Below are 22,278 nucleotides of genomic sequence, written 5' to 3'. Positions count from 1 at the left end.
CAACCCTCTCCGCCAGGGAGAGGGGGATTAGGGCTGTGTATTAACGCTCTAAACGATCCAACAGCTTTTGATGTATCCCGCCAAAACCGCCGTTACTCATCACCAAAACAGAATCGCCCGGCTGAGCCGCTTTCGCCACCATTTCAACCAGCGTATCGATATCCGCAGTACAATGGGCAGGCTGCATACAAGCCTCTGCAACGTCAGACACCTGCCAGGGAATATGATGAGGCTGGAACAGGAAAACTTCGTCCGCACGCACCAGTGAAGGGGCTAATTCGTTCTTATTGACGCCCATTTTCATCGTATTAGAGCGCGGTTCCAGCACCGCAAGAATGCGTGCCGTGCCGCCCACTTTGCTGCGTAGTGCCGCGAGCGTGGCTGAAATTGCCGTCGGGTGATGAGCGAAATCGTCATACACTTTGATGCCCTTTACGTCACCGCGCAGTTCGAGGCGACGACGCGCATTGAGGAAGCTGTTTAGCGCCAGCCCCGCATCTTCCGGCTTCACGCCAACATGTCGCGCGGCAGCCACTGCCATCAGACCGTTATGCATGTTGTGCTCGCCCACCAGCGCCCAGTTCACCTCGCCCACTTTGGCGCCGTCGAGCCAGATTTCCCATTGTGAAGCATCGGGCTTCAGCTTCTTCGCTTTCCAGCGGCCATGTTCACCCACGCTTTCCTGCTCGCTCCAGCAGCCCATCGCCATTACCTGCTTGAGGTTATGATCGTGTTCCGGCAGCAGGATCTTGCCCTGGCCTGGCACGATGCGCACCAAATGATGGAACTGTTTCTGGATCGCCCGCAGATCGTCAAAGATGTCAGCATGATCAAACTCAAGATTATTGAGGATCAGGGTGCGGGGGCAGTAATGTACAAACTTGGAACGCTTGTCAAAAAACGCACAGTCATATTCATCTGCTTCGATCACGAAGAATGGACTTTTTCCTAATTTTGCTGACACATCAAAATTACCCGGCACGCCACCAATAATAAAGCCAGGTTCAAGGCCACAGGCCTCTAAAATCCACGCGGCCATACCGGCTGTGGTGGTTTTTCCATGCGTTCCGGCCACGGCGACAACCCAACGATCGCGCAGTACGAAATCGTGCAGCCATTGTGGGCCAGAGAAATAAGGAATATTGCGTTCCAGTACCGCTTCCACACAAGGATTTCCGCGCGTCATGGCATTGCCAATGATCACCATGTCCGGCGCGGGATCAAGCTGGCTGGCATCATAACCTTCAGTTAATTCAATACCTTGCTGTTCCAGAAGCGTACTCATTGGTGGATAAACATTGGCATCCGAGCCGGTCACCTGATGTCCAAGCGAACGGGCCAGCATCGCCAGGCCGCCCATGAAAGTGCCACAAATCCCAAGGATGTGAATGCGCATAACGAGATCCATTACTCAAAAGTTCGGCGCACAGTGTAACGCCGCTCGCAGACGGAAGAAACGGATTAGGACTATGGTTTTTAAAGTTCAATCGGCTAAACTGCGTACGCATACGTTGGCGGTTTGTTACGCATGCTGCCACTCCATCGAAGATTCAGGGAATGTGTTATGAAAACGTTAGGCGAATTCATCGTCGAGAAGCAACACGACTTTCCGCATGCTACCGGCGAATTGACCGCGCTGATTTCAGCTATCAAGCTCGGGGCCAAAATTATCCATCGCGACATTAACAAAGCCGGTCTGGTGGATATTCTGGGTGCCAGTGGTGTAGAAAATGTTCAGGGTGAACAGCAGATGAAACTGGATCTGTTCGCCAATGAAAAACTGAAAGCAGCATTGAAAGCACGTGGCATCGTTGCCGGTATCGCGTCTGAAGAAGAAGATGAGTTTGTTATCTTCGAAGGCGAAGAAAATGGCAAATATGTCGTATTAATGGACCCGCTGGACGGTTCATCCAATATCGATGTGAACGTTTCCGTCGGCACCATCTTTTCAATTTATCGCCGCGTCAGTGAACCCGGCACACCGGTCGTTGAAGCGGACTTTATGCAGCCCGGTAACAAGCAGGTTGCTGCTGGCTACGTCGTTTACGGCTCTTCAACCATGATGGTGTATACCACCGGTTGTGGCGTACATGCGTTTACTTACGATCCGTCGCTGGGCGTGTTCTGCCTGAGCCATGAACGTATGACCTTCCCGGAAAAGGGCTACACCTATTCCATCAACGAAGGTAACTACATCCGCTTCCCACAGGGCGTAAAAAAATATCTGAAATTCTGTCAGGAAGAAGATGAGTCAACCAGGCGTCCTTATACTTCACGCTACATTGGTTCGCTGGTAGCTGATTTTCACCGTAACTTGCTGAAAGGCGGTATTTACCTTTATCCAAGCACGGCCAGCCATCCGCAAGGCAAACTGCGTTTGCTTTACGAGTGCAACCCGATGGCCTTCCTTGCTGAACAGGCGGGCGGAAAAGCCAGCGATGGCCAGACACGTATTCTGGACATTCCACCCGTTACCCTGCACCAGCGTTGCCCGTTCTACTGTGGTAACGACGCAATGGTTGACGATGTCGAGCGTTTCCTGCGCGAATTTCCTGAGTGCCGCCAGGGCTAAATGAGAAAGGGCGCGATGATCGCGCCCTTTTTTATGTCAGGCTTCACTCAAGCGGAATTGCGCCATGGTTGCCTGTAACTGTTCTGATTGCGATTCCAGCGACTGCGTGGCCGCTGTTGCCTGCTCAACTAACGCAGCATTCTGCTGTGCCACTTCATCCATCTGCGTCACCGCCTGATTAACTTGTTCAATACCACGGCTCTGCTCTTCGGACGCCATTGAAATCTCTTTCATCAACGCCGTAACACGCATTACTTCGCCAGAAATTTCATCCATGGTTTCGCCTGCGCGTGTCGCCATTTCGCTGCCCTCTTTCACGCGCGCCTGCGATTCACCAATCAATGTGCGGATCTCTTTCGCTGCATTGGCGCTGCGCTGGGCCAGATTTCGTACTTCGCTGGCAACCACGGCAAAGCCCCGGCCTTGCTCGCCCGCACGAGCGGCTTCGACGGATGCGTTAAGCGCCAGAATATTCGTCTGGAAAGCGATGCCGTCAATGACGCTAAGAATGTCGCCGATGCGATTAGCACTGTCGGTGATCTCATGCATTTTCTCCATGACGTAACACACCACTTCTGCACCGCGATCGGCGGTATCCGATACGCTGTTAGCCAGTTTATGCGCCTGCTGCGCATTGCTGGCATTGAGGCGCACGGTAGCGGTTAACTGCTCCATACTGGCCGCGGTCTGTTCAAGCGAAGCCGCAGATTCTTCCGTGCGTTGGGAAAGATGAATATTTCCTGCAGCCAGTTCACGGCTGCCAACATCAATTTGCAGGCTGGCTTCACGTACCTGATTGACTGATATTTGCAGGGCTTGCTGCATGCCTGCCAGGGCATTATTGAGCCGGCCCAGTTCATTGTTGCCTGCCAGCGGTAAGGTTTGCGATAAATCGCCCGCTGCGATCTGCTCAAGGTGACCAATCGCCTTATCCAGAGGCCGCAGCAGCATACGCCGCAGAAGCTGCCAGGCAAGCACCAGTAACAGCAGCGACAGCCCCACTGCTACAGCGATCAATAGCTTCATTTTGGTTTCGTTATAGGTAGCTTGCGCCAGCTGTGCTGCGCTCACTTCGTTGGCGTACTGGGCGAAATCTCCCACCGCCTTGCTGTAATTGTCTGCCAGAGTAGAGAGATTGCCTTCCAGCAACTGATAATATTCATCGGTGTACTGTTTATCCAAAGCCGACATCATTGGCTTGATGCCCTGCTCCAGATAGCGGTTGAAACTTAATGCCACTGCGTCAGCCAGCGTTTTGCCATGAGCAGTAACCGTTCCTGCATCGATAAACTGTTTTAAATTTTTCTGTGATGTAGCCAGATCCGCCTGCGCCTGTTTCGTCACGGCTGCGCCATCGTCGAGTAAGCCAATTTCGATTTTGCGCACCGCCAGTGCGGCTAAAGTGCGGGCGTGCATCAGTTCTGCATTACTTTGATAAAGACTGTTTAATTCAACACCCTGAATACGATTGATCGCATCCAGTGAGCGGTTTCCTTTGTTTATAGCCAAAATTCCCATAAAACTTACCGCCAGCAACAGCAGCGTCATAAACCCCAGCATAGCCAGCAAGCCGGTGCGAAGTGATAACTGTTTCATTCAGATAGATTTCCTGTGAGGAGTAAAAAGGCATAAATGCAACTTCCCTAACTCGGATGAGGTATCGGCAAAGGGAAGAATAAACTTTAATCATGCCGGTTAATGTCTGAACTGGCGTTTCCACTCAACCTGGCTCTACGCCGCTTTATCCTGCTTAAGGAAACCGTTATGAAAACCGCTCTGCTTTTAACATTGATACTTATCACTGGTAGCACCATGGCGCAAAGCTCCCCTGTCGACAGCAGGCTGAATCAGTGTCTGAACGGGGCATCGACCACGGCAGCCATGTCGGCATGCTATAACGAAGCCAGCCAGGCCTGGGACAGCGAGATGAACCATCAGTATGGAAAGCTGATGGGAAAATTAACCGGCGAGCCAAAAATAAATTGCGCATGGCGCAGCGCGCCTGGCTGGCTTACCGTGACAGTTGGCTGGAGGCCAGCCAAAGCCGTTACCGCGATCAGGGGACGCTGCGCGCACTTTCGCTTAGCGCACAAGCCGTTAGTCTGGTGCGTAATCAGGCTCGTATGTTGCAATCATTGAATGACGGCAGTTGCGCTAACCCGGATGATTGTTGATTAATGACAGTTGCCGGTCGGCGCATTTAATTACTTCACGGAGAAACCATGGCTGCTTATGCCTCAACACTGATCCTTGTTTGCCTCGCCATTTTGAGTTATTTCGTTCACAACAGTGCTGTGACTATTTCGATACTGATCCTGCTGGCGATTAAAATCACGCCGCTGGCGCAATTCTTTCCCTATGTCGAAAAACAGGGCATCACGTTAGGCATCATTATTCTTACCGTGGCGGTGATGGCACCGCTGGCCAGCGGTTCGCTGCCCGCAGAAACGCTGCTGAAATCGTTCGCGAACTGGAAATCAATTGTAGCCATTCTGGTGGGTATTTTCGTTGCCTGGCTGGGCGGCCGTGGCGTCAATATGATGAGCGCCAACCCTACGGTAATTGGTGGTTTACTCATCGGTACGGTGATTGGCGTGGCGTTTTTTCGTGGTGTACCGGTCGGCCCGCTAATTGCAGCAGGCATTGTCTCGCTGTTTGTCACGCAAAAGTAAGCGTCGAGGAGCATTCCTAAACGCCAAAAAGGGGCATACTTTCAGAGTCAGTTGGCTATAATAGCCGTCACTCAACACACGACACTGAAGGAATGCCCGATGAGTTTGAACCAGGTGCCAGCAGGTAAAGACCTGCCAGAAGATATCTACGTAATCATTGAGATCCCGGCAAATGCCGATCCGATCAAATATGAAGTTGATAAAGAGTCTGGTGCCCTGTTTGTAGACCGCTTTATGTCTACCGCCATGTTCTATCCATGCAACTACGGCTACATCAACAACACGCTGTCACTGGATGGTGACCCGGTTGATGTGCTGGTGCCAACCCCGTATCCGCTGGAGCCAGGCTCTGTGATCCGCTGCCGTCCGGTTGGTGTGCTGAAAATGACTGACGAGTCTGGCGAAGATGCCAAACTGGTTGCCGTTCCACACACCAAGCTGTCAAAAGAGTACGATCACATCAAAGATGTGAACGACCTGCCAGAACTGCTGCGTGCGCAAATCACCCATTTCTTTGAGCACTACAAAGATCTGGAAAAAGGCAAGTGGGTGAAAGTTGACGGTTGGGATAATGCTGAAGCTGCAAAAGCTGAAATCATTTCCTCTTTCGAACGCGCACAGAAGAAATAACTCTGCTGTTTCGTTTGATACACGCGTCAGATAAAAAAACACCGTCCAGTTGGACGGTGTTTTTGTTTAGGCGTTTGGTTCCTCATCGCGCTTTAGCCAGTCTCCGCTCGTTATACGCTGGCGTCCCGCCACTGAACGTTGATAGACATAAAGCCATGCACTGCCAAACGGCGTCTGAATCAGATGACGTTTGTATTCTCCACCCTTAGTACGAAGCGCATCCAGCTCGTTAAGGGTTGAGGCATCGATGCGGTACACTTCGCAATATACCGTTCCATTGCCCTGAACGACGCCAGGATAATGACCGAGACTGTAGAGCTCAAAGCCCTCAATCGGATAATCACCCAGCCATTGCGCGTTCGTCATCCAGTGACTATTTCCCTGCTTGCGCCGTAAACTGCCGTAAACAATTATTCGCATTGCTAAAACTCAAACTGATAGAGCAAATCGAGAGCCTGGTCCACACCGGACACAGCTTCCAAATAGAGTTTGGGCATCAGGCGGTAACGTAAGGTTAGCGTCGCCAGTGAATCAAAAATGCCAACACCATATTTTACTTGTAGACCCGGCAGCACATAGCCACTGACCTGCACTTGTTGGCTGTCGCCAACGCCAGTGGTGTCGAGAGCAAGATTGCTGACGCCGAATGTCTCCCCGATTTTACCCACAACCTGCCCACTTTGTGCAACCCCAGACCAACCAATGCTGAGGTTAATGCATTGCTGTCGCCGTCACTGTCGAGTCCTTGCCCGCGCAGCAGGTAAGACAATGCCTCTTGCTGTGACATGGCTGGATCGGAAAAGACTTCAACTTTAGGCTCATCAGCTAAGCCGGTCACACGCAGCCCGGCGGTTACGTCATCTTCCGTCGCCTCTGGATTACGGATCGCTTCAAGGTTCACGTAAGGCTGATCCGGCGGGCCGGCAAACTGCAGTTCGCCCTTCTGCACCAGCAAATCCTGTCCATAAGCATGGAAGCGACCAGACGGGATATTGATTTGTCCGTTTAATCCCAGCCCCGACTTATCCTGAACCAGTTTAAGATCGCCATTCAGTTTGGCTTTCAGGCCAAAGGCCGATAACCGCACATCGTTGCCAACATGGATCACCAGATTACTGTTGATCGGGATCGCAGTGGTTTTAGGCTGAATCGGTTTGAGGTTCTCATCCAGCATGACCTCATCTGACGAGACGCCGGTGGCACTTTGCGGCACTTCCTGAACAGTAATGCGCGCCCACGGAATATCCACGCGCCCGTCCAGGTTGAACGCTGCTGGCGTCGCCTCGAATACCAGATCTGGCGAGACATCCATGCGCACCATTGGCGGCACAGTTACACGTATTTTGCTGCCCTGTGCGGCAACGCGAGCGCGCCAGTTATCGAGCTGACTCCAGTCCGCGTTACCGTTCAGATTGACGTTGCCCTGCGCCGTTTGAATCAAGCCATTCAGCGTTGAACTCATGCCGTTGAACACCAGATTGAGATTCGCGGCAGTAAGATCGACGGGCATAAAACTGCCCTCAACATCCACATTTTGCAGACCAAGCTGCCCAAAAATCTGCGGCTGCTGCACGCTGCCGCCAAGGCGCAGGCTGCTGTTAAGATTGCCTGTGATTTTCTCGCCCTGCATCAGCGCAGGGTTAAGCAACGCCAGTGAGATGTTGCGGATATTGACGTTGCCGCCCAGGGTACGACGATTTTCAGGATCGTTAATCTGTACGTTGCCATCAAGCTGACCGTTATTCGCGATGCGGATTAGCCAGTCGAGTTGCGCTCGCCCGTTGCGCAGTGCGGCGTTTAGGTTAAGCGTATCAAAGGCAATGGGCAGCGTATTGCCCTGTACATCCTGTGCCACTTTGACGCCGTTCCCTTTCAACGCGATGGTGCCGGTCGGCAAGCCACCGTCAGCAGTCCAGTTCACGCGCGCATCGCCAGTGAAGACCCCCTCCAGTTGCGTAGCATCAGGCATGAAAGGTTTGATCATGGCTAAATCAAAGCGGTTGAGCACCACATGCGCTTGTCCGCTCGGCCCCGCTTCCACCGGTTGCGGGATGCACAGCTGCGCATTTGGGTTCTGCCAGCAGTGTGGCCCGATAGTCGCGGTCTGTTTAGCATTGAGGTAATCAATTGCCATCGCACGTGTCAGACGCCATTCACCCACGGGCGTATCGAAGCGCGTGTTGTTCAGTGAACCTTTCCAACGCTGCTCCTTGCGATCAAAACTGCCGCTCAGGGCAAGCTGGCCCGAAACGGGTTCACCCTGCACATTTAATTTGAGCTGATGCTGCTTTTCGTTGCCGTCGGCATTCAGCGTTAACAGATTAATGCTCAGTGCATCCTGTTTTAGCTGCTCCACACGCAGCTGTAGCTTGCCCGCAACCTGATCGCTGGAGCGCACATCACCATCCAGCGTAACGCGGCGGATCTGCAACTGCTGCCAGCGCAGCCCGCTGGCATTAAGATCGGCCAGCAGCTGCGGTGCCTGTAAGGTGCCACGCGCTTTGATGGTACCTTTTGCTACGCCGCCTAAGCCTGGTAAGGCGTTGTTCAACTGGGGCGCATCAATATTCGCGTCCAGGTTGAGGGTATCACCCAGCGCGCCTTTTACATCAACATGGTTACGCCCCAGCGCCAGCCTCACACCCGGAATCGTCCACTGGTTATAGCTGTTGCCGCTTAGCGATCCTTCAGCAGACACCGCGTTTTGCTTCACGTTTCCTTTTAACTGCAACTGCGGCACGCTCATCTGCCAGCTGCCCCCGTATACACTGCCACGGGTGGTAATTTTACCATCCAGCTTCGCTGGCCAGTCAGGGTACGCTCTGGCAGTATTAATGCCGGATAAAGTCAGTTCGCTACGCCAGCTGATCGCTTTGCTCCAGTCCACCAGCGCCGTAAGATCAATGTTACCTTGCAGCACGCCAACACGCAGCCTGTCGAGGTTAAATTGCTGCACATTGCCTTTGCCCTCAAGCGAGATGTTGGCAGGCGGCACCGCTTCCCCTTTCACGGCGGTGCGCAGCGACATGACATAATCGGTGGCTTTGCCGTTGAACTGGTAATCAAGATTCTCAGCCTGGTACTGTACCGGACCGGTCAGCGGCCAGCGCAACTGCGGGCTGGTCAACTTCAGCGACAGCGGCAAACCTGCCACCGCCGGTTGCGTTGTGGCATCTAACTGCGCACGCACCGGACCGGAAAGATTCAACGCCAGCGTCAACTCATCACGCATCGCGCCATTCAGCTTCAGCTTAATGTTTTCGCCTTTAACAGGGTCGACATTCACCGCCCCATTGAGAGAAAAATCTACCGGCCAGTTATCGGCCAGCGTTGCCTGACCGCTGCCGTTGAGCTGTCCTAAATTAGAATCTACTTCCAACGTCTGTAGCTGCATTTGACGATCGGCCGTTTTGGCTTTCACCAGCAGGCGTTGCACTGAAATGTCCGTGTCGCCCGTGATGCGCAGTTGTTCGCCCAGAATTTCCTGTATGTCGATATCCAGCGGCAAACGGAAATCAGGCAACGCTGGCAACAGGGGTTGATCAAACATCGCTTGCAGCGTTTCCCCAGCGGCTTTTCATCCGGCTGCGGCTGCTGCACTTTAGGTTGAATGACCTGCTCATTTGCGACCTCCGCCGCTTTTGGCAGGGCAATCAGCAAGCTCTGGATATGCGTCGGGTTCAGCGTCAGCGCCCGATCTTGCCACTGCAATCCGCTGGTGAAATCAAGCAGCGAAATAGCCGTGTCATCCACTTTGACATTAATGTTATGCAGACCAAGATGGCGTAAGGCGATCGGATATGGCGTACTGAGATTAGTGCTTCCGCTCTCCTCTTCCGGCGGCGGCTCGCTGGCTGGCGTCATCTTTTTGCTGTCGACCACCACGCTGATATCTTTTAGCGAGAGATCATTAACGCACAGCGAAGAGTGCAGCAGACAGTTGAGATCCACGGCTAAGTGAACGTTACCGGCATCAACGCTGACCCCTGGCATCTCATAGCGCAGCCCGCTAATGGTAAGATTACGCCAGCCGCCCTCGACCTGCTTGATCGATAAGCCCGGCACCCAGCGTGATGCGCCATTTAACACCAGATGCAAACCTGGCGTGGTGCCAATTAAAAACGCTACGCCGCCCAATACCAGCACCAGAAAAATCAGGATGCCGATCAGGACCTTTTTCCATAACTTCATAGTTCAGGCCCCAGTCCTACGTAAAATTGCAATCCATGTTCCTCATCATCACCAATGGGTCGGGCAATATCGAACTTGATCGGCCCTACCGGTGATGACCAACGCACGCCAATGCCTGCACCGGTTTTAAAATTGCTTTGCTTGATGTCGTTAACCGCTTCACCGGAATCGACAAATACCGCACCCCACCATTTACCGGTTACGTTGTACTGATATTCCACTGAGCCGGTAGCGAGTTTTGAGGCCCCCGTCAGCTTGCCGTCTTCATCGCGCGGCGAGATATCTTTATATTTATAACCGCGAATACTGCGGTCACCACCTGCGAAGAAGCGCAGATCCGGCGGCACCTTGTCAAAGTTATTGGTTTCGATCCAGCCGAGATTGCCTCGCGCCACAAAGCGGTGTTTATCGCCCAGCGTGCGTATCCAGACGTTCTGCGCCTGTAAAATCAGGAAATCGACGTCTGAACCCCAGGTCGTATCCGAAACATCAATGGAATAACGTTGTGAATCACCCCATGTGGGCATCAGGCCGCCACGCGAACGTGTGCGATTAAGGCTCACGCCTGGATAAAGCAGCATGGTGGTATTGGTCACGCTACCCTGGGTAAAGTGATCGAGACTCCAGCGCAGGTTAATCGCTTTTTGCCAGCCGGTACTGTTATCCCAGTAGCGCGAGACAGCAAGTGTCGAGGTATCCGCTTTGGTGTCATTGAGATCGGTACGCTTCAGGCCACCTGAAAAGGTGTAATACTGCTCAAGCGGGTTTTTTAGCAGCGGGACTTTATAGCTGAGATCGAGCTGCTGTTCCGGTGCAGAAACATAGGCGCTGGCCGTCAGACTGTGTCCACGATCGTTTACCCACGGCTTTCTCCAGGTTCCCTTCAGGCGCGGCCCTACATCCGTTGAGTAACCCACACCGGTTTCCAGCGTATTTTCCGTTCTCGGCGAGACGACCGCACTCAGCGGCAGCACTTTGGTTTTTTGCCTTCGTCGAATTCTGGTGCCACCACCACGGAGTTAAACCAGCCAGTGGCTGAGATGCGGCGGTTCAGCTCCGCTAAGTCACGCGAGCTGTAATAATCGCCTTTTTTAAACGGCACCAGATTTTGCAGATACTCTTCGCGAATTTGCGAACCCTCAAAGCTTACATCGCCAAAGCGATAGCGTGGTCCGCTGTCGTAGTCGATATCCCAGAACGCTTCGCGTCGTTCAACCGAGACACCTAACTGGCTTTGTTTGAAATCACCATCAAAATAGCCGTTGCGCAGCGCAAGGTTAGAGAAACCGCTTTTGAATTTGTCATACTGGCCGTGATTGAGTTGGGAGCCGACTTTGGGACGGCCCTGCTCTACCCAGGCTTTATAATCGGCGTCGTTTTTCGCGGCCCCTTCAACCACAATAGTGCTGCCGCCAATCTTCACCGGTTCGCCCGGTTTAACGTGCGCAATCAGTACCGGACGTCCACCTCCAGCGGGTGCCGGACGCGATTCAAAATCGATTTCAGGTTCATAATAGCCCAGTGCACGTAAGCCATCTTTTACCGCTTCCGATACGCGTGCACGAAAACGGCCATCGTTTGAGACTTCGTCACTGCCGATGGTTGACAGGCTGGCCCTGACATTTTTCTGTAAATCCCCGGTTAACCCTTCTACCTGCAATCGCACTGTCGCGGCCTCAAGGGCTGGCGCGGCGAGCAGTAAGCTGGCCATACAATAAATATGAAGTCGTGGCACTTGTACTCCTGTTAATTATGCCAGCCCTTTTTCCACAGGGCGCTAATTAATCATCTTTGCCTGGTCAACCCCAACGCTAAGGCAACATCCTCATCATAGCCACACTTTTCACTTGGTGGCGGCTTAAAACGACATATACGTCAGTGGCGGCTATTGTCGGTAAATGCCGGGGGCGATACAACAACCAGACGGCAGAATGACCGTACCGGGTGACGCACTCAGACTAATCTTAGGTTGCGGCTTGCGTTTTCTTCTGGCGATTGCGCTTCATGCCGCTATTCATCCTCTGGCGGCAACATTGTGGCTGCTGCTATAATCAGCCACCACAGGCATTTCGCCTGTTTTCATTTCTGCCCCGACATCGCTTTTTTTGTCGAACTGGCGCAGACATTTTTGGCACGGATAGCCCTGACTGACTGGTGAGTACACGATGTACGCTCTTACCCGCACGCTGCCCAGGCCAAAAATGACAAGTGGATAACCCTTTGGATCTCTTATGTTAGATAGCTTACTTGTCATCCTTTTATTGATCGTCATTAGTGCTTTTTTCTCTCTTTCAGAAATCTCGCTGGCGGCCGCCCGTAAGATCAAACTTAAACTGCTCGCTGATGAAGGCAACGTTAATGCACAGCGTGTATTAAAGATGCAGGAAACGCCCGGCATGTTCTTTACCGTGGTGCAGATTGGTTTAAATGCGGTGGCTATTCTTGGTGGTATTGTGGGTGATGCCGCTTTTTCACCCGCCTTCAGCAGTTTGTTCAACCGCTTTATGGCACCCGACCTCGCCGAACAGCTTAGCTTCATCTGCTCATTTACCATCGTTACCAGCCTGTTTATTCTTTTTGCCGATCTGACGCCAAAACGTGTCGGTATGATCGCGCCAGAAACCATTGCATTGCGCATTATCAATCCCATGCGCTTTTGCCTGCTGATCATGCGTCCGCTGGTGTTTCTGTTTAACGGTCTGGCTAACGTCTTCTTTCGCATTTTTAAACTGCCCATGGTGCGCAAAGATGACATCACCTCTGATGATATTTACGCCGTGGTTGAAGCTGGTGCACTGGCAGGCGTACTGCGTAAGCAAGAGCATGAGCTGATCGAAAATGTATTTGAGCTGGAATCACGTACGGTTCCCTCTTCAATGACCTCACGTGAAAACATCGTCTGGTTTGATCTGAATGAAGAAGAGCAGAGCCTGAAGACCAAAATCGCCGAGCATCCACACTCTAAATTTCTCGTGTGCAGTGGCGATATCGACCATATCGTCGGCTATGTGGACTCCAAAGAGTTGCTGCTGCGCGTGTTAGGTAATCAAAGCATGACGCTAAACAGCGGCTTGCAAATTCGCTCGGCACTGATTGTCCCGGATACGCTGACGCTTTCTGAGGCGCTGGAGAGCTTCAAAACCGCAGGTGAAGACTTTGCGGTAATCATGAACGAATATGCGCTGGTAGTCGGCATTATTACGCTGAACGATGTGATGACCACCCTGATGGGCGACCTTGTTGGCCAGGGTATGGAAGAGCAGATCGTCGCGCGTGATGAAAATTCATGGCTGGTAGAGGGCGGTACGCCAATTGATGATGTAATGCGCGTGCTGGATATCGACGATTTTCCGCAGTCTGGCAACTACGAAACCATTGGCGGCTTTATGATGTATATGCTGCGTAAAATTCCGAAGCGAACTGACTTTGTTAAGTTTGCTGGCTATAAATTTGAAGTGGTTGACATCGACAGCTATCGCATTGATCAGCTACTGGTAACCCGGATTGACGAACGACCACCGGTGTTGAACGTGACGAAAACCAGCGAAGAGTAGATATACTAAGGGCGCCAGCGGCGCCCTTTTTTTGCTTAGTTGAACTCAAGCTTGAGACGAACAACCTGGCGATTAATTTCAGACATTACGCTCAGATGTTGTTTGTCTTTAACGCGCGGAATCAAGACTTTTCCCTTGTCGAATTCAAACGCGCCAACGTCCTTGATATATAACCTTCCTTTGAACAGCGTTTTTACGTATTTCGCTATTTGTAGTGGATTATAGCGTTGGAAGATCTTCATGCTGTTTAACTCCTGACCATTTATAAGCACGCTTCGCCGTTTCCAAAATAGGTACGAGCCCATGAAGCGCGAATTGCGGATAAACTATAGAACACTCTGCGCAAGCTGTGTTCCGAAAAATGAACTTTTTTACTGAATTGACACACAATTACAGAATACTCTGTTATTGCGTTATCAGAACCCAGTGTAAACCATCGCTTGTTAAATAATTGTGGCATTGCTAACAAACCTGACACCTTTCAAAGACAGCCGCATCATCCCTGCTTACTATTGCAATAAAATGACTAACTGGTCAGATCACTCAAGGAACAATGCCATGCGAATAATATCGACAGTGATGGTCACAACTTTAATGATTTCGGTGTGCAACTTTGCTCAGGCTGATGATCTACATCAAGGCGAACGCGTTCCCGCTGTGGGGGTTAACGACAAGGGCGAACTCGTATGGCAACACAATGAGTTTAGCTATAAAAACTGGAACAGTGCGCAGCTAAGTGGAAAAGTGCGTGTTATTCAGCATATTGCCGGTCGATCATCAGCAAAAGAGAAGAATGCTGCACTGATTGAGGCGATAAAAGCAGCGCAGTTTCCTCACGATCGCTATCAAACAACTACTATCGTCAACACTGACGATGCGATCCCCGGCACGGGTATGTTTGTGCGCAGCAGCATCCAGACGAATAAACAGCATTATCCCTGGTCGCAGTTTGTTGTTGATAATAAAGGCAATGTGCAAAAAGCCTGGCAACTTGAGCGCGCAAGCTCAGCGATTGTGGTGTTAGATAAAAATGGTCGGGTGCGTTTTATAAAAGACGGCGCATTATCGCAAGAAGAAGTGCAGCAGGTAATGTCGCTGATAGCGAGTTTGCTAAAACAGTAAGCATTCTGAATATATTGTGCCAAAAACGGGAGGCAAACCTCCCGTTGAACGGATTAAAACAGTGAAACGCGGAAGCCCGGATTAAGGAAAGATTCACGCGGCGCGTAATCCAGCGTTTTGCCCTGCCAGTCATGTACATGCGCACCTGCAGCCATCGCCACCGCATGACCTGCACCGGTATCCCAGATATTAGTGGGTCCAAAACGTGGATAAAGCTGCGCTTTACCTTCTGCGACCAGACAGAATTTCAGCGATGAACCGGTGGCAATGGTTTGGTGCTCACCCAGTTGTTTCAGATACTCTTTCATTTCATCATCATTGCCATGTGAGCGACTGACCACCACCAATGGCGGACGCGCATCCTGCGCCTGAATCTGTACCCGCTGTCCCGACTCTTCTTTCCAGGCTTTGCCCTCTGCAGCGGAATACATGACGCCTAACGCAGGCGCATAAACCACGCCCAGCACCGGTTTGCCTCGCTCAATCAGTGCGATATTAACGGTAAACTCGCCGTTGCGTTTGAGGAACTCTTTGGTGCCATCCAGCGGGTCAACCAGCCAGTAACGCTGCCAGTGTTGACGAACCTCCCAGGCGGGTGGATCTTCTTCTGACAGTACCGGCACATCGGGAGAAAGCTGGCTTAGTCCCTGAATAATAATCTTATGTGCAGCAAGGTCGGCAGCTGTCACCGGTGAATCGTCTGACTTGTGAGAAACGTCAAGCGGTGCTGCGCCATTATAAACGTGCATGATCGCGTCACCTGCTTCGCGCGCCAGTTGGCAGATTTGCTCTAACATTTTTCACCTCGGTTTATGCGGCCCTCTACGCAATAACAGCGCCAGACCGGTTCCATTTCAGTAGTTCCGCTGTCCCCGCCGAAAATTCGGCACTACAGTGGAGCATTTCATAGATATATCAATATCATAGTTCATACCTCATCGCCATGCTTGTGGCGTCGCGCCAAAATCTTAAATCTGCGAGCAGCGTTCCAAATGCGTCAAAACGTTATATCCATCACGATTTAATCTGACCCTTCATCAGGCATTTACATTAATTTGAGAGCCTACTGTTTTTACCCGCAGGAGAAAGCATGTTGAAGCATGTGATGTTACTGGCGCTTGGCTTTTCCAGCGCGCTACAGGCAGCAAGCGTGGATTTGCGCATACTGGAAACCACCGATCTGCACAGCAACATGATGGATTTCGATTACTATAAGGATACGCCAACCGAGAAGTTTGGTCTGGTACGCACCGCAACTCTGATTCATGCTGCCCGGCAGGAAGCGCCAAACAGCGTGTTAATCGATAATGGTGACATTATCCAGGGCAGCCCGCTGGGTGATTACATGGCAGCGAAAGGATTAAAAGAGGGCGAAATTCATCCCATCTATAAAGCGATGAATACGCTGAATTACAGCGTTGGAAATCTCGGCAATCATGAGTTCAACTATGGCCTGCCTTACCTGAAAAAGGCACTCTCCGGCGCGCGCTTCCCTTATATCAACGCCAACGTGATCGAGATAAAAAGCGGTAAGCCGATGTTTACACCTTATCTGATTAAACCCACCGCTGTCGTTGATCGAGACGGCAAACTTCAGACCCTTAAGATTGGCTACATTGGCTTTGTGCCGCCACAAATCATGGTGTGGGACAGAACGAACCTGCAAGGCAAAGTCCGGGTTGAGGACATCACAGAAACGGCACGCCGTTATGTGCCGGAAATGCGTGCCCAGGGCGCTGATGTCATTATCGCTGTTGCTCATTCAGGCCTGAGCAGCGAGCCTTATCACGCCATGGCGGAAAACTCAGTTTACTATCTCAGCCAGGTTGCGGGCATTGACGCGCTCCTGTTTGGTCATGCACATGCGGTTTTCCCCAGCAAAGATTTCGCGGCCGTTAAAGGGGCGGATATCGCTAACGGTAAGCTAAACGGTATTCCTGCCGTGATGCCGGGTATGTGGGGCGATCATCTTGGCATCATTGATTTGGTGTTAAATAACCACAGCGGTCGCTGGCAGGTGAGTGAGGCAAAAGCCGAAGCGCGCCCAATTTATGATACAGCGCAGAAAAAGTCGCTGGCCGCCGAAGATGCGGCGTTAGTTAACCTGCTGGCTGATGACCATCGTGCCACGCGGGAATTTGTCGCTAAACCCATCGGAAAATCTGCGGATGTCATGTACAGCTATTTGTCGCTGGTGCAGGACGATCCGACAGTGCAAATTGTTAACAATGCCCAGCGCGCGTATGTTGAACATTTTATTCAGGGCGATCCTGATTTAGGACGTTTGCCCGTGCTCTCTGCTGCCGCACCCTTTAAAGCGGGTGGACGCAAAAACGATCCTGCCAGTTATGTTGAAGTGGAAAAAGGCCCACTCACCTTCCGTAACGCAGCCGATCTCTATCTTTACCCCAACACGCTGGTCGTCATGAAAATCAACGGAGCCCAGGTAAAAGAGTGGCTGGAGTGTTCGGCAGGACAGTTTAATCAAATTGATACCAACAGCAGCAAACCGCAATCTTTGATTAACTGGGGTTTTCGCACCTACAACTTCGATGTCATTGACGGGGTGAACTATCAGATTGATGTGACGCAACCGGCGCGCTACGACGCGGAATGCCAGATGATAAACCCTGACGCTTCGCGTATTAAACAGCTTACCTGGCAAGGCAAGCCGGTTGCTCCAAACGCGACTTTCCTCGTCGCGACGAATAATTATCGCGCTTATGGCGGCAAGTTTGCAGGTACTGGCGATAGCTATGTTGCGTTCGCCTCACCTGATGAGAACCGCTCTGTCGTTGCCGCCTATATCAGTGCGGAAACAAAAAAACAGGGGGAAGTGCAACCGCAGGCGGATAACAACTGGCGGCTGGCCCCGATAATGACAGCTGTTCCACTGGATATCCGTTTTGAAACCGCGCCAGGAGATAAAGCTACTGGCTTTATTCAGCAGCACGCACAATATCCCATGCAGCCCAAAGGCAGCGATGATATTGGCTTTGCTTTGTGGCAGGTAGATTTGCAGAAATAAGAGAGATAAGGGCGACGTAATGGTCGCCCTTAAGTTTTACAGGATTTCCAGCAGTTCCACTTCAAATACCAGGGTGCTGAATGGTGGGATGGATGCGCCAGCGCCACGCTCGCCGTAAGCGAGGTTGTGCGGGATCACCAGTTCCCACTTTGAGCCAACTGGCATCAGGGTTAACGCTTCAATCCAACCGGCAATCACGCCGCTTACCGGGAATTCTGCTGGCTCGCCGCGTGCAACCGAGCTGTCAAACACGGTGCCGTCGATCAGCTTGCCCGTATAGTGAACGCGTACGCGATCCTGACGAGAAGGGATTGGGCCATCGCCTTGAGTGATTACGCTGAACTGCAAACCCGATTCGGTGCTGCTCACGCCTTCGCGCTGCGCATATTCAGTCAGGAACGCCTGGCCTTGTGCTGCCATAGCTTCAGTGCGCTCACGGCGCACGCCTTCAGCGCGCTCGTGGACTTCACGCAGGGCGCGATGTACCACATCAACCGGAACTGCCGGCGAGTTCCCTTCCAGCGCGTCGCGCAGGCCCGCGAGCAGTGCTTCTGGCTGCAGCCCCTGCAGGCCAGATTCCTGCAACTGCTGGCCAACCTGTAAACCAATACCATAACTTGCTTGTGCTTCGACGCTGTCGAAAGAAGGGGTTGTCATCTTCGTTCCTTTCACTCTCGGATAAATTCGAACCGGCAGCATAGCAGCGCAGGCCGCTGGCGTAAAATGCCCTGCATCAAAGATGACTTTTCGTGATGAAAGAGAAACAATACGCAGGTCAAATTTATCAATGCTGGCAGGCACTTCCCGCCCGCATTGCCCATACTATAACTATCGACAAGGTTAACCTTGTTAGTCACGCTGAATAAAGAGAGAAATTATGGGCCAGATCGCCCCACGACGCCGCAGGAAGCGCACACCGCGTATTTTATCCCGGTTGCAAGCCTGGCTGCCTGCGCGCACGCCGCAGCATTCTGCCGGAGAGGAGGAACCACGAATGGCTTCAGACGCGTCATCCCGCTTGCCCACCTGGCTTTATCGCCTCTGGCATTTAACGGATCATATTCGCTGGATGGATCCGCTCCCCGCTCCCCATCGTCGCGGCATCGTCATCGCGTTACTGGTGGTCTTACTGGCCTTTCTCTGGCCAACAAGCACGCCGCAATATCCGGTAGAACGACCTGCCCCCCAACGGCGGAGAAAGATGTGCCATTACAGGCAGATATATACAATAACGTACCTGCACAGCAGCCAACGCAGACGAAGGCTGATTCTCAGGGCGCGTGGCGCAGTTATACCGTAGCATCAGGCCAGACGCTGGCACAGCTGTTTCGTGACAACGACCTGCCAGTGAATGATGTGTTTGCTATGGCGCGCGTGGAAGGAAACGATCAGCCGCTCAGTACGCTGCAAAGTGGTCAACGGGTGAAGATTCGTCAGAACGCAGAAGGTGTAGTCACCGGATTAACCGTTGATGGCGCAAACGGCCCGGTTTTGTTTACCCGTCAACCGGACGGCAACTTTATCCGCGCCCAATAAACAAAAACGCCGGCACAGGGCCGGCGTTTCTGCATAACTCAGTAATAAATTACTCAGTCACTACTTTCACGATCAGTTTCGCGAATACTTCGCTGTGAACCTGGAAGTCCACTTCGTGCTCACCGGTGGTGCGTAGAACGCCGTTCGGCAGGCGAACTTCGCTCTTAGCCACTTCAACGCCAGCTGCAGTTACAGCGTCAGCGATGTCGCGAGTACCGATGGAACCGAACAGTTTACCTTCGTCGCCTGCTTTAGACGCGATGGTAACGGTGCCCAGTGCATTGATTTTCTCAGCGCGAGCATTAGCTGCAGACAGAACGTCAGCCAGTTTGGCTTCCAGTTCTGCACGACGTGCTTCGAAGAATTCAACGTTTTTCTTAGTAGCAGGAACAGCTTTACCCTGTGGTACCAGGAAGTTACGAGCGTAGCCCGCTTTAACGTTAACCTGATCACCCAGGCTGCCCAGGTTTGCTACTTTATCAAGCAGAATAACTTGCATTACCTTATCCTCTTAAAGTCGTTAATGGACAGCGGCCGATTACTGATGACGATCAGTGTACGGCAGCAGAGACAGGTAACGCGCGCGCTTGATAGCACGAGCCAGCTGACGCTGGTATTTTGCGCGAGTACCGGTGATACGGCTCGGTACGATCTTGCCGCTTTCAGTGATGTAGTTTTTCAGCGTTGCGATATCTTTATAATCGATCTCTTGAACGCCTTCCGCGGTGAAACGGCAGAACTTGCGACGACGGAAATAACGTGCCATTTGGCTAGTCTCCAGAATCTATCAATTCAATCTGCTCGGCATGTAACACCATTTTACTCTGTCCATTGCGTGCCTGATGACAGCTAATGAAACCTTCGAGAATGAGTTGCGTGCCGACCGTTATATGTTGAGTAATCACCTGATGGGTGCTGCCGCTGATAATCACCGGCATCCGACACCAGGCTTGCCGGTGAAATCCGGCCTCCTCCTGCACTGAGCGGTGCTCTAGCACAAACTGACAGTGAGGAATTCCTGACGGGCTAATTTTTCGAACCGGCGTCTTGCACACCGTGCCAGACAAACGCAGTCGATTAACCGTCACGATGGATTACTCTTCAGAATCCCCAGCATCTGAGTCATCAGCGGATTCGTTAGCGAAGTCTTCGCGGCGCTCACGACGCTCGTCTTTCGCTTTAACCATCGGTGATGCTTCAGTTACCGCGTGTTTAACGCGCATAACCATGCTACGGATAACGGCGTCGTTGAAGCGGAAGTTCGTTTCCAGCTCATCGATCACTTCCTGCGGCGCTTCAACGTTCAGCAGAACGTAGTGTGCTTTGTGCAGTTTGTTGATCGGGTAAGCCAGCTGACGGCGGCCCCAGTCTTCCAGACGGTGGATCGTGCCCTGAGCACCAGTGATAGCACCAGTGTAACGCTCGATCATGCCCGGAACCTGTTCGCTTTGGTCAGGATGGACCATAAATACGATTTCGTAATGACGCATCGAAATTGCTCCTTACGGATTATTCAGCCTCCTGTCAGGGTCAACCGCGGCCCGTGGAAGCAAGGAACGTTATAGCCAGTGCCCCATTTATCACGGGACACCGCCTGAGAATGCGGCTGAAAAATTGACGCGTAATCATACTGATGTAACCCATTAAACTCAAGCGCACATTTCATCAAATCTGGCGTAGCGTGCCAAAAGCTGGCGCATTTTGTGCTATCAGAGGAAATACAAGCGGTTGGACCGGGATTGTTCAACAGGACTGATAAAGACGTTCAATAGTGCCGGTTGGCGTCATATTAGCGAAGCACTAAACTTTATACAGACGTCAAGGTTAGCGTGTTGGCGTCCAGCAGAGTGTTTTCCCTGTAGTGAGGAGTCGAGCATGAAAACGTTCGTCATCGCCACTTTACTGGGTCTCTTCCTGTCTCCACCCGCTCTTGCCAGCAGTGCTGACTGTGCGCAGCAGATAAGAAGTAATACTAGCAACGCGGCTTCAGGCTATGTTTACGTTAATCGACTGGATGCGCCGGGCAGTATTCATGCCAGTGCCAGCAGTAGTGCGGCGGAACGGTTATCGAACCAGATGTGATGCCCTGTAACGTAACGGGCTGGTGGCGTGCTATCAGCCCGATTTCGTTATAAATAATGTTTGAAAAAGTCACCAGCGCCGTGAGACCGGACGGGGTAATCTTGTGGCCGATATATTTCTCTGACAGCGACGTCAGATGGCTATCCCGTCCCTGTTCACGCAGGGCGTTCGTAAGCCGTGTGGTTTCAGCAAACGGCACAACTTCATCAGCTTCACCATGCCAGAGTAACAGCGGCCGGTTAGCCAGCTTGTCCAGCATCATGCAGGGATCGTAACCCGCCAGCGGAGCCATGCGTTCGGCGAACTGTGTTTTTTGTTCCGGTGTGCGTGCCACCAGCGGCGGAAACAGCGTCTGGCTCAGCTGCATAAAATAGCCCGATCCCATCATACAGGCGACGCTATGAATTTGCGGATAACGCGCCATTGCACCCAAAGCGGTCATACCGCCCATTGACGCGCCTGCCACCGCAAAACGCGCTTCAGCAATCAGATCTTTTTCGCGCAGCGCCGCTTCCAGGTGCGGCACATCATCAATGTTTTGTCTGAGAATGTCCCAAAAATGGCTCTGTCGGTATTCGGCATCGCCGTTATAGCGCGCGCCATGCATATCAGCATCAGGCATCACCGCACGAAAACCCGCCTGCGCTAACGCCACGGCAAAATAGGCATAAACGTCTTTTGATGAGGTGAATCCGTGGTGAAACAGTACGGTTGGCAACCGGGCGTGGCGCTGGCCCGCAGGTGCTGCGTGAAGGCATTCAATGCCCGCGAACGTTTCCGTATTAAGTTCAATCATGCTCCCTCCTGCGTGATGGTTAAGACTTGCCATTCAAGTGTACGTTCTGCCGATTGAAATGCGAGCCTGTTCACATTTCATTTAAATAATTGCAA

Annotated in this window: 18 protein-coding genes and 4 pseudogenes; 9 read left to right on the top strand and 13 right to left on the bottom strand. The window is 52.1% G+C overall.

Annotation, left to right across the window (positions count from 1 at the left end; translation table 11 throughout):
- Positions 1–40 precede the first annotated feature (40 nt).
- Positions 41–1,396, bottom strand: a complete 1,356-nt coding sequence (gene mpl, locus O3W44_RS14895; protein ID WP_269293668.1) for a UDP-N-acetylmuramate:L-alanyl-gamma-D-glutamyl-meso-diaminopimelate ligase — start codon at positions 1,394–1,396, stop codon at positions 41–43.
- 168 nt (positions 1,397–1,564) lie between these two features.
- Between mpl and fbp the strand changes: the two genes are divergently transcribed.
- On the top strand, positions 1,565–2,572 hold the full coding sequence (gene fbp / locus O3W44_RS14890) for a class 1 fructose-bisphosphatase (RefSeq protein ID WP_269293667.1): 1,008 nt from the start codon (positions 1,565–1,567) through the stop codon (positions 2,570–2,572).
- A gap of 36 nt (positions 2,573–2,608) precedes the next feature.
- On the opposite strand, the gene O3W44_RS14885 is transcribed toward fbp, so the two are convergent.
- Positions 2,609–4,168 carry a methyl-accepting chemotaxis protein gene (locus O3W44_RS14885; RefSeq protein ID WP_269293666.1) on the bottom strand — a complete coding sequence of 520 codons (1,560 nt, stop codon included), beginning with the start codon at positions 4,166–4,168 and terminating at the stop codon, positions 2,609–2,611.
- Positions 4,169–4,336: 168 nt separating this feature from the next.
- Here O3W44_RS14885 and O3W44_RS14880 point away from each other — a divergent pair.
- The 3 genes and pseudogenes from O3W44_RS14880 to ppa all read left to right on the top strand — a co-directional run bounded on the left by O3W44_RS14880 (position 4,337) and on the right by ppa (position 5,874).
- Positions 4,337–4,746 (top strand): annotated as a pseudogene (locus O3W44_RS14880) (lysozyme inhibitor LprI family protein).
- A gap of 48 nt (positions 4,747–4,794) precedes the next feature.
- Positions 4,795–5,244 carry a DUF441 domain-containing protein gene (locus tag O3W44_RS14875; protein ID WP_269293665.1) on the top strand — a complete coding sequence of 150 codons (450 nt, stop codon included), beginning with the start codon at positions 4,795–4,797 and terminating at the stop codon, positions 5,242–5,244.
- Positions 5,245–5,343: 99 nt separating this feature from the next.
- Complete coding sequence (ppa, locus tag O3W44_RS14870; protein ID WP_021183548.1) at positions 5,344–5,874, top strand: inorganic diphosphatase; 531 nt, start codon at positions 5,344–5,346, stop codon at positions 5,872–5,874.
- A gap of 66 nt (positions 5,875–5,940) precedes the next feature.
- On the opposite strand, the gene O3W44_RS14865 is transcribed toward ppa, so the two are convergent.
- From O3W44_RS14865 to tamA, 3 genes and pseudogenes are all read right to left on the bottom strand, one after another.
- The gene (locus tag O3W44_RS14865; RefSeq protein ID WP_269293664.1) at positions 5,941–6,294 is read right to left on the bottom strand and encodes a gamma-glutamylcyclotransferase family protein; all 354 of its coding nucleotides are present in this window, start codon (positions 6,292–6,294) and stop codon (positions 5,941–5,943) included.
- A gap of 2 nt (positions 6,295–6,296) precedes the next feature.
- Positions 6,297–10,065, bottom strand: a pseudogene (gene tamB / locus O3W44_RS14860) (autotransporter assembly complex protein TamB).
- Positions 10,062–11,800: pseudogene (tamA, locus tag O3W44_RS14855) on the bottom strand (autotransporter assembly complex protein TamA). The pseudogenes tamB and tamA overlap by 4 nt, the downstream one beginning before the upstream one ends.
- Before the next feature lie 496 nt (positions 11,801–12,296).
- On the opposite strand from tamA, the gene O3W44_RS14850 reads away from it, so the two are divergent.
- Positions 12,297–13,619: a hemolysin family protein gene (locus tag O3W44_RS14850; RefSeq protein WP_269293663.1), complete on the top strand. Its 1,323-nt coding sequence runs from the start codon at positions 12,297–12,299 to the stop codon at positions 13,617–13,619.
- A gap of 35 nt (positions 13,620–13,654) precedes the next feature.
- On the opposite strand, the gene O3W44_RS14845 is transcribed toward O3W44_RS14850, so the two are convergent.
- Entirely contained in the window at positions 13,655–13,861 is a 207-nt protein-coding gene (locus tag O3W44_RS14845) for a DUF1107 domain-containing protein (RefSeq protein ID WP_003855513.1), read from the bottom strand.
- 316 nt (positions 13,862–14,177) lie between these two features.
- Between O3W44_RS14845 and O3W44_RS14840 the strand changes: the two genes are divergently transcribed.
- Positions 14,178–14,741: a YtfJ family protein gene (locus O3W44_RS14840; protein ID WP_269293662.1), complete on the top strand. Its 564-nt coding sequence runs from the start codon at positions 14,178–14,180 to the stop codon at positions 14,739–14,741.
- Positions 14,742–14,794: 53 nt separating this feature from the next.
- Here O3W44_RS14840 and cysQ read toward each other — a convergent pair whose 3' ends face one another.
- On the bottom strand, positions 14,795–15,538 hold the full coding sequence (cysQ, locus tag O3W44_RS14835; protein WP_269293661.1) for a 3'(2'),5'-bisphosphate nucleotidase CysQ: 744 nt from the start codon (positions 15,536–15,538) through the stop codon (positions 14,795–14,797).
- Between the two features lie 293 nt (positions 15,539–15,831).
- Here cysQ and O3W44_RS14830 point away from each other — a divergent pair, with 293 nt between their 5' ends.
- Entirely contained in the window at positions 15,832–17,769 is a 1,938-nt protein-coding gene (locus tag O3W44_RS14830; protein ID WP_269293660.1) for a bifunctional 2',3'-cyclic-nucleotide 2'-phosphodiesterase/3'-nucleotidase, read from the top strand.
- A 36-nt stretch (positions 17,770–17,805) separates the two neighbouring features.
- Here O3W44_RS14830 and fklB read toward each other — a convergent pair whose 3' ends face one another.
- Positions 17,806–18,426 carry an FKBP-type peptidyl-prolyl cis-trans isomerase gene (gene fklB, locus O3W44_RS14825; RefSeq protein ID WP_269293659.1) on the bottom strand — a complete coding sequence of 207 codons (621 nt, stop codon included), beginning with the start codon at positions 18,424–18,426 and terminating at the stop codon, positions 17,806–17,808.
- A gap of 220 nt (positions 18,427–18,646) precedes the next feature.
- Between fklB and O3W44_RS14820 the strand changes: the two are divergent.
- A pseudogene (locus O3W44_RS14820) lies at positions 18,647–19,305 on the top strand (LysM-like peptidoglycan-binding domain-containing protein).
- Between the two features lie 49 nt (positions 19,306–19,354).
- Here O3W44_RS14820 and rplI read toward each other — a convergent pair.
- From rplI to rpsF, 4 genes are read right to left on the bottom strand one after another with little or no spacing between them, the layout of a single operon-like run.
- On the bottom strand, positions 19,355–19,804 hold the full coding sequence (gene rplI / locus O3W44_RS14815; protein WP_269293657.1) for a 50S ribosomal protein L9: 450 nt from the start codon (positions 19,802–19,804) through the stop codon (positions 19,355–19,357).
- Between the two features lie 39 nt (positions 19,805–19,843).
- On the bottom strand, positions 19,844–20,071 hold the full coding sequence (gene rpsR, locus O3W44_RS14810) for a 30S ribosomal protein S18 (protein WP_000135199.1): 228 nt from the start codon (positions 20,069–20,071) through the stop codon (positions 19,844–19,846).
- A gap of 4 nt (positions 20,072–20,075) precedes the next feature.
- Complete coding sequence (priB, locus tag O3W44_RS14805) at positions 20,076–20,393, bottom strand: primosomal replication protein N (protein WP_193405713.1); 318 nt, start codon at positions 20,391–20,393, stop codon at positions 20,076–20,078.
- A gap of 6 nt (positions 20,394–20,399) precedes the next feature.
- A complete protein-coding gene (gene rpsF / locus O3W44_RS14800; RefSeq protein ID WP_128600449.1) occupies positions 20,400–20,795 on the bottom strand; it encodes a 30S ribosomal protein S6 in 396 nt (131 codons plus the stop codon).
- A 385-nt stretch (positions 20,796–21,180) separates the two neighbouring features.
- On the opposite strand from rpsF, the gene O3W44_RS14795 reads away from it, so the two are divergent.
- Positions 21,181–21,387 (top strand): hypothetical protein, encoded by a 207-nt coding sequence (locus tag O3W44_RS14795; RefSeq protein WP_269293656.1) that lies wholly within the window; start codon positions 21,181–21,183, stop codon positions 21,385–21,387.
- Here the strand turns inward: O3W44_RS14795 and yjfP are convergent.
- Entirely contained in the window at positions 21,308–22,183 is an 876-nt protein-coding gene (yjfP, locus tag O3W44_RS14790; protein ID WP_269293655.1) for an esterase, read from the bottom strand. The two genes, O3W44_RS14795 and yjfP, sit on opposite strands and share 80 nt — an antisense overlap.
- Positions 22,184–22,278: the final 95 nt, after the last annotated feature.

This window comes from Pantoea sp. LMR881 (genome assembly GCF_027157825.1).
In the GTDB taxonomy this organism is placed as follows: domain Bacteria; phylum Pseudomonadota; class Gammaproteobacteria; order Enterobacterales; family Enterobacteriaceae; genus Pantoea; species Pantoea haifensis.
Note: the sequence above shows the minus strand (reverse complement) of the source record. Positions and strands in the feature narration are given on the sequence as shown.

What these genes read in the sequence shown, in the direction of transcription:
- O3W44_RS14875 (WP_269293665.1), top strand. Translation starts at nt 4,795, where the DNA reads ATGGCTGCTTATGCCTCAACACTGATCCTTGTTTGCCTCGCCATTTTG.
- O3W44_RS14845 (WP_003855513.1), bottom strand. Translation starts at nt 13,861, where the DNA reads ATGAAGATCTTCCAACGCTATAATCCACTACAAATAGCGAAATACGTA.
- O3W44_RS14885 (WP_269293666.1), bottom strand. Translation starts at nt 4,168, where the DNA reads ATGAAACAGTTATCACTTCGCACCGGCTTGCTGGCTATGCTGGGGTTT.
- O3W44_RS14795 (WP_269293656.1), top strand. Translation starts at nt 21,181, where the DNA reads ATGAAAACGTTCGTCATCGCCACTTTACTGGGTCTCTTCCTGTCTCCA.
- fbp (WP_269293667.1), top strand. Translation starts at nt 1,565, where the DNA reads ATGAAAACGTTAGGCGAATTCATCGTCGAGAAGCAACACGACTTTCCG.
- rplI (WP_269293657.1), bottom strand. Translation starts at nt 19,804, where the DNA reads ATGCAAGTTATTCTGCTTGATAAAGTAGCAAACCTGGGCAGCCTGGGT.
- mpl (WP_269293668.1), bottom strand. Translation starts at nt 1,396, where the DNA reads ATGCGCATTCACATCCTTGGGATTTGTGGCACTTTCATGGGCGGCCTG.
- O3W44_RS14840 (WP_269293662.1), top strand. Translation starts at nt 14,178, where the DNA reads ATGCGAATAATATCGACAGTGATGGTCACAACTTTAATGATTTCGGTG.
- O3W44_RS14850 (WP_269293663.1), top strand. Translation starts at nt 12,297, where the DNA reads ATGTTAGATAGCTTACTTGTCATCCTTTTATTGATCGTCATTAGTGCT.
- yjfP (WP_269293655.1), bottom strand. Translation starts at nt 22,183, where the DNA reads ATGATTGAACTTAATACGGAAACGTTCGCGGGCATTGAATGCCTTCAC.
- O3W44_RS14865 (WP_269293664.1), bottom strand. Translation starts at nt 6,294, where the DNA reads ATGCGAATAATTGTTTACGGCAGTTTACGGCGCAAGCAGGGAAATAGT.
- O3W44_RS14830 (WP_269293660.1), top strand. Translation starts at nt 15,832, where the DNA reads ATGTTGAAGCATGTGATGTTACTGGCGCTTGGCTTTTCCAGCGCGCTA.
- rpsR (WP_000135199.1), bottom strand. Translation starts at nt 20,071, where the DNA reads ATGGCACGTTATTTCCGTCGTCGCAAGTTCTGCCGTTTCACCGCGGAA.
- fklB (WP_269293659.1), bottom strand. Translation starts at nt 18,426, where the DNA reads ATGACAACCCCTTCTTTCGACAGCGTCGAAGCACAAGCAAGTTATGGT.
- cysQ (WP_269293661.1), bottom strand. Translation starts at nt 15,538, where the DNA reads ATGTTAGAGCAAATCTGCCAACTGGCGCGCGAAGCAGGTGACGCGATC.
- rpsF (WP_128600449.1), bottom strand. Translation starts at nt 20,795, where the DNA reads ATGCGTCATTACGAAATCGTATTTATGGTCCATCCTGACCAAAGCGAA.
- ppa (WP_021183548.1), top strand. Translation starts at nt 5,344, where the DNA reads ATGAGTTTGAACCAGGTGCCAGCAGGTAAAGACCTGCCAGAAGATATC.